This is a genomic window from Streptomyces sp. TE5632 (assembly GCF_054061295.1).
In genome coordinates, this window is record NZ_JBSSEA010000002.1 from 524,885 (window position 1) to 536,213 (window position 11,329).

An 11,329-nucleotide genomic window follows, 5' to 3' on the forward strand; every position below is an offset into this window, starting at 1 on the left:
CTGACGCAATGACCAAAACCTCCGTTGGTTCCGCAAGCGGGACAGCCCGCCGGCACACGTGCACCATGTGGCGCACGCCGCCCTCCCCCACAGGGCTTCGCGTGACCCCAGACGACCGACCGACAGGTGGTGGCATTCGTGCGCCTGCGCACCCCCCTCGCCCTGCTCGGGGCCGCCGTGCTGGTACTCGTGGGTCCGCCGCTGCTCACGAGCGGCAGCGGCACCGAGACCGGCACGCAGATCCCGGGCCTGCGCCTCATGGTTCCCAACACGCCCGGCGGCGGCTACGACATCACGGCCCGTACGGCCGCGAAGAACGCCGAGGACGCCGGGCTCACCCACAACATCGAGGTGTTCAACCTGCCCGGTGCCGGCGGCACCGTCGGCCTCAGCAGGCTGGTGAGCGAACACGGCAACGGCAAGCTCGCCATGTCGATGGGCCTCGGTGTCGTCGGCGCCGTCCGGTCCAACGACGCGCCGAAGACCCTGGGCGACACCACCCCGATCGCCCGGCTCACCGAGGAGCAGGACGTCGTCGTGGTCGCCAAGGACTCCCCGTACGAGACGATCGACGACCTGATCGGCGCCTGGAGGGACAACCCCGGCAAGCTCCCGGTGGGCGGCGGCTCCTCCCCCGGCGGACCTGACCATCTCGCGCCGATGCTGATGGCGCGGGCCGCCGGGATCGCCCCGAAGCAGGTCAACTACATCCCCTTCGACGGCGGCGGTGAACTGCTCGCCTCGATCCTCGGCAACAAGGTCGGGTTCGGCGTGTCCGGCGTCGGTGAGTACCTCGACCAGATCAAGGCGGGTGAGCTGCGCCTGCTCGCGGTCACCGGACCGGAGCGGGTCCCCGGACTCGACGCGCCCACACTGCGGGAGGCGGGCTACGACGTGAACTTCACCAACTGGCGCGGCCTCGTCGCCCCGCCCGGACTGACCGATGCCGAACGCGACAAACTCGTGGCACTGGTCGAGGAGTTGCACGACTCGGACGAATGGCGCACGTCCATGAAGCAGAACGGCTGGGACGACGCCTTCCTGACGGGAGAGAAGTTCGGTGCCTTCCTGGAGGCCGAGGACAAGCGCGTGGTGTCCGTCCTGAAGGAGCTCGGACTGTGACCACACCGACCACCGACCTGCCCCCCGAGCCCGCCACCGAACGGCGCTCCTGGCTGCGCGACCACTCGGAACTCGGCGTCTGTGCACTGCTGTTGGCGCTCGGCGTCCTCGTCCTCGCCGACGCCCTCACCATGGACGTCGACATCACCCAGCGCGGCCCCGTCGGACCGAGGACGGTACCGGTCGTGGTCGGCGTCGGACTGCTGCTCATCGCCGCCCTGCTCGCGGTCGACGTACTGCGCGGCGGCCGGGGGCGGGCCGAGACCGGTGAGGACGTCGACCTGTCCGAACCCGCCGACTGGCGCACGGTGCTGCTGCTCGCCGGGGTGTTCCTCGGCTCGGCCGTCCTCATCGAACCGCTCGGCTTCCCGGTCGCCGGCGCACTGCTCTTCTGGGGCGCGGCCTTCGCCCTCGGCAGCCGCAGATTCGACCGCGATCCGCTGATCGCGGCGGTCGTCTCCCTCGTCGCCTACACCGTGTTCAACAACCTGCTCGGAGTACCGCTGCCCGGTGGTCCGCTGATGGGAGTGCTGTGACGTGAACGCCCTCAACTCCCTTCTGGACGGCTTCGGTACGGCCCTGACCCCGATCAACCTGCTGTGGGCCGCGACCGGTGTGCTGCTGGGCACCGCGATCGGCGTACTGCCCGGTATCGGCCCGGCGATGGCGGTGGCGCTGCTGCTGCCGGTGACGTACGGGCTCGACCCGATCGCCGCGTTCATCATGTTCGCGGGGATCTACTACGGCGCGATGTTCGGCGGTTCGACGACCTCGATCCTGCTGAACACACCGGGGGAGAGCGCCGCCGTGGTCGCGGCCATGGAGGGCAACCCCATGGCCAAGTCGGGTCGTGGTGCGCAGGCGCTGGCCGCCGCCGCGATCGGCCACTTCACGGGTGGCATGGTCGGCACGGTCCTGCTGGTCGCGCTGGCACCGGCGGTCGCCGAACTCGCCGTGGACATCGGCGCGCCGGACTACTTCGCCATCATGGTGCTGGCGTTCATCGCCGTGACGTCGGTGCTGGGTTCGTCGCGGATCCGGGGTCTGGCCTCGCTGCTGATCGGCCTGACGATCGGTCTGGTGGGACTGGACCAGATGACCGGCCAGCAGCGGCTGACCTTCGGTTCCCTCCAACTGGCCGACGGCGTCGATGTGGTGATCGTCGCGGTGGGCCTGTTCGCCATCGGCGAGGCGCTGTGGGTCGCCGCGCATCTGCGGCGCAGGCCGCCCGAGCCGATTCCGGTGGGCCGGCCGTGGCTGGGCCGCGACGACGTGCGGCGCACGTGGAAGTCCTGGGCTCGCGGCCCGTTCATCGGCTTCCCCTTCGGGGCGATCCCGGCGGGCGGCGCGGAGATCCCGACGTTCCTGTCGTACGTCACGGAGAAGCGGCTGTCCAAGCACCAGGACGAGTGGGGCAAGGGTGCCATCGAGGGCGTGGCGGGACCGGAGTCGGCGGCGTCGGCCTCGGCGGCGGGCACGCTGGTGTCCATGCTGACGCTCGGCCTGCCGACCACGGCCGTCGCGGCGGTGATGCTGGCCGCCTTCCAGCAGTACGGCATCCAGCCGGGCCCCCTGCTCTTCGAACGTGAGCCCGAGCTGGTGTGGGGCCTGATCGCCTCCCTGTTCGTCGGCATGGTGCTGCTGCTCGCCCTGAACCTCCCGCTGGCACCGGTGTGGGCGAAGCTGCTGCGCATCCCTCGGCCGTACCTGTACGCCGGCATCCTGTTCTTCGCGGCGATCGGCGCGTACGCGGTCGGCGGCGAGGTGATCGACCTGGTGATTCTGCTGATCATCGGTCTGATCGGCTTCGGGATGCGGCGGTACGGCCTGCCGGTACTGCCCGCCATCATCGCCGTCATCCTCGGCCCGGCCGCCGAGCAGCAGCTCCGCCGCGCGCTGCAGATCAGTGACGGCAGCGTCCTGGGCCTGGTCAATACGCCCTTCTCGGTGATCGTGTACGCGGTCATCGTGCTGCTGCTGGCCTGGCCGTTGCTGAGGAAGGCGGTGCTCCGCAGGCGCGTCGAGTCCTGATCCGCTCGTGGCGTTCTCCGCCCCATGGGTGTGGCGCACAGGTGCGCCACACCCATGGGGCGTTGTGACATCGCGACACCGCCTCGCGCACTTCCCCCGCCACCCATCTTGACGCGTCACTGACATGGGTGGCTTGATGTCTTCATGGGAGCGCTCCCACCTCATTCAGGGAAGGGAACAGCATGCGCGTCACCGACCGCTTACCACTACGGGCTCTGCTCGCACTGACCACCCTGCTCCTCCCGTTCGGCCTCGCCCTCGGCCCTCTCGCACCACGCGCGGCGGCCGCGCCGAACGCGGACCCCGTTCGCATCATGCCGCTGGGCGACTCGATCACCGGCTCACCCGGCTGCTGGCGGGCCATGTTGTGGAACCAGTTGCAGAACGCCGGCCACACGGACATCGACTTCGTCGGCACCCTGCCCGGCCAGGGCTGCGGCCTGGCGTACGACGGCGACAACGAGGGCCACGGCGGCGAACTGGTGACCAACGTCGCGGACCAGGACCTGCTGCCCGGACGGCTGGCGGCGACCCGGCCGGACATCGTTGTCATGCACTTCGGCACGAACGACGTCTGGAGCAGCATTTCCCCCGAGCGCATCCTCGCCGCCTACACCAAGCTGGTGACGCAGATGCGCGCGGCCAATCCCGACACGCGGCTCCTGGTGGCCCGGATCATCCCGATGAACCCCGCGAGCTGCGCCGGCTGCGCCCAGCGCGTCGTCGACTTCAACGCCCTGATCCCCGGGTGGGCCGAGACGACGAGCACCAGCCGCTCCCCCGTGACCGTGGTCGACCAGTGGAAGGGCTTCGACACCGCCACCGACACCTACGACGGCGTGCACCCGAACGACTCCGGCAACGAGAAGATCGCCGCCCGCTGGTACCCGGCCCTGTCCGAACTCCTCGACCAGGGTGTCCCGGGCGATCCCGGTGATCCTGGCGACCCCGGTGACGGCGAACCTGCCTGTATCGCGTCGTTCCGGGCCGTCTCGTCCTGGCAGGGCGGCTACCAGGCCGAGGTGACGGTCCGGAACACCTCCACCGTCCCCCTCTCCGGCTGGACCACGACGGTCGCACCGGCCGACGGCGCCCAACTGACGCAGGTGTGGAACGGCACGCTCGGCACCGCCGCCGACGGCACGGCAACCGTCACCAACGCGAGCTGGAACGGCGCCCTGGCACCCGGCGCGAGCACCGCCTTCGGCTTCCTCGCCCACGCCCCGGCAACGTCCGGCGCCCCGGCCGCGACTGTCGGCTGCACGGCCACGGCAGCCTCCTGAGCACGGCGCACACCAGGCACGCACTCCATGACGCACGGCACGGACCAGGACCGAACCGACCCCCGAACCGCACCTCTGGAGCCGCCATGAGAACCCGCACTTCCCGCACGCCCTCCCCCGCATCCACCGCCCCCCGCGTGGCCGGTCTGGTCGCCGCTCTCCTGGGGCTCCTCCTCCCACTGCTCGCCTTCGGCACCCCGGTTCACGCGGCCCCCACCGGCTTCCGCGTCGAGAACGGCCGGCTGTTGGAGGCCTCCGGGAACGACTTCGTGATGCGCGGCGTCAACCACGCCCACACCTGGTACACGGACCGGATCAGCTCTCTCGCGCACATCAAGGCCAAGGGCGCCAACACCGTGCGCGTGGTTCTCTCCAGCGGCGACCGGTGGACCGCCGACGACACCGCCGACGTGGCCGGCGTCGTCGCGCAGTGCAAGCGGAACCGGCTGATCTGCGTCCTCGAGGTGCACGACACCACGGGTTACGGCGAGCAGAGCGGAGCGGTGACGCTCTCCCGCGCCGCCGACTACTGGATCGGCGTTCAGAGCGCGCTGACCGGTCAGGAGGACCATGTCATCGTCAACATCGGCAACGAGCCCTACGGCAACACCGGCTACACGAACTGGACGGCCGACACCAAGGCCGCGATCCGGAAGCTGCGCGACGCCGGGTTCGACCACACGCTGATGGTCGACGCCCCCAACTGGGGCCAGGACTGGGCGTTCACCATGCGTGACAACGCCGCCTCGGTGTTCGCCGCCGACCCGGACGCCAACACGGTGTTCTCCATCCACATGTACGGCGTCTTCGACACCGCGGCCGAGATCAGCGACTACCTGGGCCGTTTCGTCACCGCGCGGCTGCCCCTCGTCGTGGGCGAGTTCGGACACGACCACTCCGACGGCGACCCCGACGAGGACACCATCCTGGCCGTCACCCGGCAGCTCGGGATCGGCTACCTCGGCTGGTCCTGGAGTGGCAACGGCGGCGGAGTCGAGTACCTGGACATGGCCGCGAACTTCGACCCGGACCGGCTGACCAGCTGGGGTGAACGTCTCTTCAACGGCGCCAACGGAATCGCGGCCACCTCCGAGGAGGCCGCGATCTACTCCTCCGGCCCGGGCGGTGACACCACGGCCCCGACCACCCCCGGCACACCGGCCGTCTCCTCGGTGACCTCGTCGTCCGCCGCTCTCTCCTGGACGGCGGCCACCGACGCGAACGGAGTGACGGGCTACGACGTCGTCCGGATCGACGACGGTGACGAGACGGTCGTCACCACCACCGCCGGCACCTCCGCGACCCTCACCGGCCTCTCCCCCGCCACCTCCTACACCTTCGCCGTGTACGCCCGCGACGCGGCCGGCAACCGCTCGCAGCGTTCCGCCACGGTGACGGTCACCACGTCCTCCGGCGGGAGCCAGGGAACCTGCGAGGTCGGGTACCGGGTGACGAACGAATGGCCCGGCGGCTTCCAGGGCGAGGTCACGGTCCGCAACACCGGCAGCACGGCGGTCGACGGCTGGACGCTGAACTGGACCTTCCCGGGCGCCCAGCGCATCACCAACATGTGGGGCGGCACCCCGGTCCAGTCCGGTTCCGAGGTCAGTGTCGCCTCGGCCCCCTACACCGCGGCGATCCCCGCGGCCGGCTCCGTCACCCTCGGCTTCACGGCCACCACGACGGACCGCAATCCGAGTCCCTCGGCGTTCACTCTCAACGGGTCCGCCTGCTCCGTGGCCTGACGAACGCGCTGCCCGGAAGGGTGCCTTCCTCCCCCTTCCGGGCAGCGAACCCATGCCGGCGGCCGTTCATGGCGGGCGGTCCGTCCGGGTCAGACCAGATGGGCGAAGACCACCAGGTTCTCGGTGTAGTCCTTGGCCACGCGGTCGTAGGCTCCGGAGCAGGTGATGAGCCGGACCTGGGCGTCGTCCGCATCGGCGTAGACCCGATCGTTGGGGAAGTCGTCCTTGGCGAACGACTCCGCGTGGTCGATCACGAACGTCGCGTCCCGCCCGTCGGCCCGCTCCACCTTGAACCGGTCGCCCTTCTCGAGTTCGGAGAGCCGGGCGAACACGGCCGGCGAGGTCTTCGTGTCCACGTGCCCGGCGATGATCGCCGTTCCGCGCTCCCCCGGCGACACGCCGTCGGCGAACCAGCCGACCAGGTTGGTGTCGTCCGCCGGCGGTGCGTCGAGCTGGCCCGAGGCTCCGATGGCGAGATCGGTGAAGGGCGCGTCGACGTCGATGTCGGGGATGCGGATCCGGGTCGGGGCGGACCGCGGCAGTTGCTTGCTCGTCGGCGCGGTCGTGGCGGGATCGGAGGCCGAAGGGGACGCCGAGGGGGACATCACGGCGGAGGCCGCGGGGGGAGAGTGCGGGCCGCGGGCGTCGGCGGAGGGCTCCTTCCCTCCACCGAGCAGGCTCACCGCAAGCACCAGGGCCGCCGTACCCCAGAAGATCGCCGTCATGAGGGCGCGCAGTCTCCGCCTCGCCGGAGTCGGATCGGTGTGGTCAGGGGAAAGGGGGCGGGCTGCCATCGGGGGACCACCTCATTCGGACACGGCAGCGAACACGGCATACGAAAGGGCGAGTCGGGGCCGCCGTACACGCGACGCGCATACGGCGGCCCCGACTCCTATGACGTCAGGCATGGCTCAGGCCACGCTTCCGGAAGCCTTCTTGCGCTTCAGCGCGTAGGCACCGGCGCCGAGGACCGCCAGGGCGGCCAGGCCGCCGCCGGAGACACCCGGGTCCGCGAGGCCGCCACCGCCGGCGTGCACTCCGCCGTGCGGCTTCTCCTTGTAGTCGCCTTCGTCCTTGTAGCCGCCCTCGTCCTTGTAGCCGCCCTCGTCCTTCTTGTACTCGCTGTCGTCCTTCTTGTCCTTGTAGTCGCTGTCGTCGTGCTTGCCGCTCCAGTCGCCCTCGTTCACGGCCGCGAGAGCCCCACCGCCGGTGTGCACTCCGCCATGCGGCTTCTTCTTGTAGTCGTCTTCGTCCTTGTCGTTCTTGTACTCGTCGTCCTTGTCGTTCTTGTACTCGTCGTCCTTGTCGTTCTTGTACTCGTCGTCCTTGTCGCCCTTCTTGTAGTCGTCGTCCTTGTCGCCCTTCTTGTAGTCGTCGTCCTTGTCGTTCTTGTACTCGCTGTCGTCCTTCTCGTCCTTGTAGTCGCCGTCGTCGTGCTTGCCGCTCCAGTCGCCCTCGTTCACGGCCGCGAGAGCCCCACCGCCGGTGTGCACTCCGCCATGCGGCTTCTTCTCGTAGTCGTCCTCGTCCTTGTCGTTCTTGTACTCGTCGTCCTTGTCGTTCTTGTACTCGTCGTCCTTGTCGCCCTTCTTGTAGTCGTCGTCCTTGTCGCCCTTCTTGTAGTCGCCCTCGTCCTTCTCGTTCTTGTACTCGTCGTCCTTCTCGTCCTTCTTGTACTCGCTGTCGTCCTTCTTGTGCTTGTACTCGCCGTCGTCCTCACCCACAGCGGTGAGAGCGCCGCCGCCGGTGTGCACTCCGCCATGCGGCTTCTTCTCGTAGTCGTCCTCGTCGTGGCTGCTGTCCTCCTTGTGCTCCTTGCTGTAGGAAGACTTGTCGTGGTCCGAGTCGCCCATGTGGGCGGCAAAGGCTGCGGGCGCCCCGACCACGAGGGCCGCGGTGGCCGTCGCGGTGGCGAGCAGCGTGCGGGCAGAGCGCATCTGACTGTCCTTCCGTCGGCGCACCCGGCTGCTGACACCTGGCCAGCACGGTTAACCGGGCCCCGACGTGATTAACCGTCAGTCATAAGAGCCGCTCCCACCATTCGAGGCGTTCACACGGGTTACGGCTTCACCCCGACGGCGTACCGGCGGGTGCTCACGGCGCCGGGCCGTCTGGCTTGGTAAAGCCAGAGAGGGGAGATGTTCTCGGGGCGGTGGCGGGCTCCGCGCTCCTCTTCAGCCTGCCGGGCACCGTCGAAGGGCTCCTGCTCCGTGCCGGGCGGGTGCTCGCGCCGGTTCTCTCCCTCGTCCGTGTGGTCAGTGTGCTGCCGCGGTTTTGGCGGCTGATCAGCCCAGCCAGCCCGGCCGCACCAGACCTGACTCGTAGGCCAGGACGACCAGTTGCGCCCGGTCGCGGGCGCCCAGTTTGACCATGGTGCGGCTGACGTGGGTCTTGGCGGTGAGCGGGCTGACGACCAGGCGGCGGGCGATCTCCTCGTTGGACAGGCCGATGCCGACCAGGGCCATCACCTCCCTTTCCCGTTCGGTGAGTTCGGACAGGGCGCCGGTCGCGGCCGGCTCCTTGGAACGGGCCGCGAACTCGGCGATCAGACGCCGGGTCACCCCCGGTGAGAGCAGCGCGTCCCCCGCGACCACGGCCCGCACCGCGCGCAGGAGTTCCTCCGGCTCGGTGTCCTTCACCAGGAAACCCGAGGCACCCGACCGGATCGCCTCGAAGACGTACTCGTCCAGCTCGAAGGTGGTGAGCATGACCACCTTCACGTCCTTCAGGTCCGTGTCCCCGGTGACCCTGCGGGTGGCGGCCAGCCCGTCGAGTGCGGGCATGCGGATGTCCATGAGGACGACGTCGGGCCGCAGTTCACGGATCAGCCGCACCGCCTCGGCTCCGTCGGCCGCCTCTCCCGCCACCTCGATGTCCCGCTGCGCGTCCAGCAGCGCGCGGAAGCCTGCCCGGACCAGTGACTGGTCGTCGGCGAGCAGTACGCGGATCACCGGTCCTCCCTGACGTCGAGCGGCAGTACGGCGAGCACCCGGAAACCTCCGTCGGGGCGCGGGCCCGCCTCGATGGTGCCGTCCAGGGCAGCGGCCCGCTCCCGCATCCCGGCGAGCCCCTTGCCGCTGCCGCCCGCGTCGGCCCCGGTGGCGGGTCCGTCGTCGTCGATACGCAGCCGCAGCCACCCCGCGTCCTGTTCGATGCGCACACGCGCGCGCCGCGATCCGGAGTGCCGTACGACGTTGGTGAGAGCTTCCTGGAGGATGCGGAAGGCGGCCAGGTCCGCGCCGGGCGGAAGCTTCGGCGGCGCCCCCTCGACCGTGACGGTGAGGCCCGCGCTCGCAGCCTGTTCGACCAGTTCGGCCAGCCGGTCCAGACCGGGGGCGGGGGCGCGCGGTGCGGCACCGGGGGCACGCAGTGTGTCGAGCACCTGACGTACCTCCCCGAGCGCCTCCTTGCTCTGGTCCTTGATGGTGGTGAGCGCGGTGCGGGCCTGCTCCGGGTCGCTGTCGAGGAGTGCGAGACCGACGCCCGCCTGCACATTGATGACGGAGATGCTGTGCGCGAGCACGTCGTGCAGTTCGCGGGCGATGCGCAGCCGTTCCTCGTCCGCGCGCCGCCGCGCCGCCTGGGCCCGTTCGGCACGTTCCCGGGCCCACTGCTCGCGGCGGGTCCTGACCAGCTCCGACACCGCCACGACGGCCACCACCCAGGTGGCGATCACGATCTCCTCGTTCCAGGAGGCGGCCGCGTCGCCGGACGGCGGCAGCCATCGGTAGAGCAGATGGGCGAGCAGCAGGTGCCCGGCCCAGAGCGTTCCCATCGCCGTCCAGGCCGCATGGCGGTGCCCGGTGACCACGGCGCTGAAGCAGGCCAGGGCGACGGTCAGGAACACCGGCCCGTACGGGTATCCGGCACCCAGATAGAGCAGTACGGCGGCCACCTCGGCGAACACCACCGGCACCGGATACCGCTGCCGCCACAGCAGTGCCGCGCCGGACACGAACAGCAGCAGTCGCGCGAGGGGGTCCAGCGCCACCCGCCCGCCCGCCTGGGCGTGCTCGGCGAAGTGGGAGCCGATCAGCACGAAGGCCGTGAGAAGCACGGTGGAGCGCCAGGGCCACCGGGGACGACGGCTCTCTACGCCCTCGTCGCTTCCCTCGCCCTCGCCGGCCCAGCGGCCCCGGCCGGGTGGGCCGGGCCGCCACATCCCCGGCGGCCCGCCTCGGCGCCCGTGCTGCTCGTCCATGCCCGTCACGCTAGACGCCGGGTGCGGAGAGCGGCATCACCCCGGCGTCGTGATCACGTGTACTCCCGGCGAAGTACGCCGGCAAGGGCACCTGGGAGCGCCGCTACGTCAGCGCCGGCAGGCCCACGGAGTGGGCGAGCCGGCCCACCGCGTGCCGGAAGAACGTCTCGCGGTCCTCCACGACCCGGTGGAACTGCCCGAACAGTTCGAACCCGATCAGTCCGTACAGCTCGGCCCAGGCCGCCACCATCGCCACCACCACCTCCGGGGGGAGGTCCGGCGCGAGGTCGGCGGCCATCCGCTCGGCCTCCGGCCGCAGCTCGGCCGGAAGCGGGGGTTTCACCAGTGCGGAGTCGCGGTGCGCGTCCCGCAGAACGTCCATGATCAGGAAACCCAGGCGAGCGGCGGCCGGGACGGTGGTCTCCGGCGCGCTGTATCCGGGCACCGGCGACCCGTAGATCAGCGCGTACTCGTGCGGGTGCCCGAGCGCCCAGTCGCGCGCGCCCTCGCAGACCGCGGTCCAGCGCCGGACCGGTGCGGTGCCGGCGACCGCGCCGTGGGCTGCTTCCACAGCGTCGCCGAGGGAGTCGTAGGCGTCGATGATGAGCGCGGTCAGCAGGTCGTCACGGCTCGGGAAGTACCGGTACATCGCGGAGGAGGCCATGCCGAGTTCGCGGGCCACGGCCCGCAGTGAGAGCTTGGCGGCGCCTTCCGCCGCGAGCTGTCTGCGGGCCGCTTCCTTGATGGCCGCGGTGACTTCGAGCCTCGCCCGGGCGCGGGCGCCGTGTGCAGTGCTGCTCATGCGGATCAGTGTCCCACGAATCCAGAGCAGCGCACACAAACAAGAGCAGCGCTCTTGCTTTGCCACGTCGACGTCGTGCAGACTGAGGACATACAGCGAGAGCAGTGCTCACAAAAGAGAGCAGAGCTCCCTACGGCATTCCGAC

11 protein-coding genes are annotated in these 11,329 nt (G+C 70.2%); 6 read left to right on the forward strand and 5 right to left on the reverse strand.

All coding sequences use genetic code 11. From position 1 onward, the window contains the following. The first annotated feature begins 138 nt into the window (after positions 1 to 138). The 5 genes from ACVW19_RS04450 to ACVW19_RS04470 all read left to right on the forward strand — a co-directional run bounded on the left by ACVW19_RS04450 (position 139) and on the right by ACVW19_RS04470 (position 6,181). Positions 139 to 1,122, forward strand: coding sequence for a Bug family tripartite tricarboxylate transporter substrate binding protein (locus ACVW19_RS04450; protein WP_457456975.1), 984 nt, complete (start codon positions 139 to 141; stop codon positions 1,120 to 1,122). Beyond that, the gene (locus ACVW19_RS04455) at positions 1,119 to 1,658 is read left to right on the forward strand and encodes a tripartite tricarboxylate transporter TctB family protein (protein WP_457456749.1); all 540 of its coding nucleotides are present in this window, start codon (positions 1,119 to 1,121) and stop codon (positions 1,656 to 1,658) included. The genes ACVW19_RS04450 and ACVW19_RS04455 overlap by 4 nt, the downstream gene beginning before the upstream one ends. A 1-nt stretch (position 1,659) precedes the next feature. Continuing rightward, positions 1,660 to 3,153, forward strand: a complete 1,494-nt coding sequence (locus tag ACVW19_RS04460; RefSeq protein ID WP_457456751.1) for a tripartite tricarboxylate transporter permease — start codon at positions 1,660 to 1,662, stop codon at positions 3,151 to 3,153. Positions 3,154 to 3,335: 182 nt separating this feature from the next. Next, complete coding sequence (locus ACVW19_RS04465; RefSeq protein WP_457456753.1) at positions 3,336 to 4,436, forward strand: GDSL-type esterase/lipase family protein; 1,101 nt, start codon at positions 3,336 to 3,338, stop codon at positions 4,434 to 4,436. An 86-nt stretch (positions 4,437 to 4,522) separates the two neighbouring features. Beyond that, complete coding sequence (locus tag ACVW19_RS04470) at positions 4,523 to 6,181, forward strand: cellulase family glycosylhydrolase (protein WP_457456755.1); 1,659 nt, start codon at positions 4,523 to 4,525, stop codon at positions 6,179 to 6,181. A gap of 89 nt (positions 6,182 to 6,270) precedes the next feature. Here the strand turns inward: ACVW19_RS04470 and ACVW19_RS04475 are convergent, their stop codons facing one another. Both ACVW19_RS04475 and ACVW19_RS04480 read right to left on the reverse strand, forming a co-directional pair. After that, positions 6,271 to 6,906: a class F sortase gene (locus ACVW19_RS04475; protein ID WP_457456757.1), complete on the reverse strand. Its 636-nt coding sequence runs from the start codon at positions 6,904 to 6,906 to the stop codon at positions 6,271 to 6,273. A gap of 186 nt (positions 6,907 to 7,092) precedes the next feature. Next, positions 7,093 to 8,118 (reverse strand): hypothetical protein, encoded by a 1,026-nt coding sequence (locus ACVW19_RS04480; RefSeq protein ID WP_457456759.1) that lies wholly within the window; start codon positions 8,116 to 8,118, stop codon positions 7,093 to 7,095. A 215-nt stretch (positions 8,119 to 8,333) separates the two neighbouring features. On the opposite strand from ACVW19_RS04480, the gene ACVW19_RS04485 reads away from it, so the two are divergent. Then, complete coding sequence (locus ACVW19_RS04485) at positions 8,334 to 8,549, forward strand: DUF6332 family protein (protein ID WP_457456761.1); 216 nt, start codon at positions 8,334 to 8,336, stop codon at positions 8,547 to 8,549. Here ACVW19_RS04485 and ACVW19_RS04490 read toward each other — a convergent pair. From ACVW19_RS04490 to ACVW19_RS04500, 3 genes are all read right to left on the reverse strand, one after another. Beyond that, positions 8,467 to 9,132, reverse strand: coding sequence for a response regulator (locus ACVW19_RS04490; protein ID WP_457456763.1), 666 nt, complete (start codon positions 9,130 to 9,132; stop codon positions 8,467 to 8,469). The two genes, ACVW19_RS04485 and ACVW19_RS04490, sit on opposite strands and share 83 nt — an antisense overlap. Continuing rightward, positions 9,129 to 10,382, reverse strand: a complete 1,254-nt coding sequence (locus ACVW19_RS04495; RefSeq protein WP_457456765.1) for a sensor histidine kinase — start codon at positions 10,380 to 10,382, stop codon at positions 9,129 to 9,131. Before ACVW19_RS04495 ends, ACVW19_RS04490 begins: the two co-directional genes overlap by 4 nt. 103 nt (positions 10,383 to 10,485) lie before the next feature. Continuing rightward, positions 10,486 to 11,184, reverse strand: a complete 699-nt coding sequence (locus ACVW19_RS04500) for a TetR/AcrR family transcriptional regulator (protein WP_457456766.1) — start codon at positions 11,182 to 11,184, stop codon at positions 10,486 to 10,488. Positions 11,185 to 11,329 lie beyond the last annotated feature (145 nt).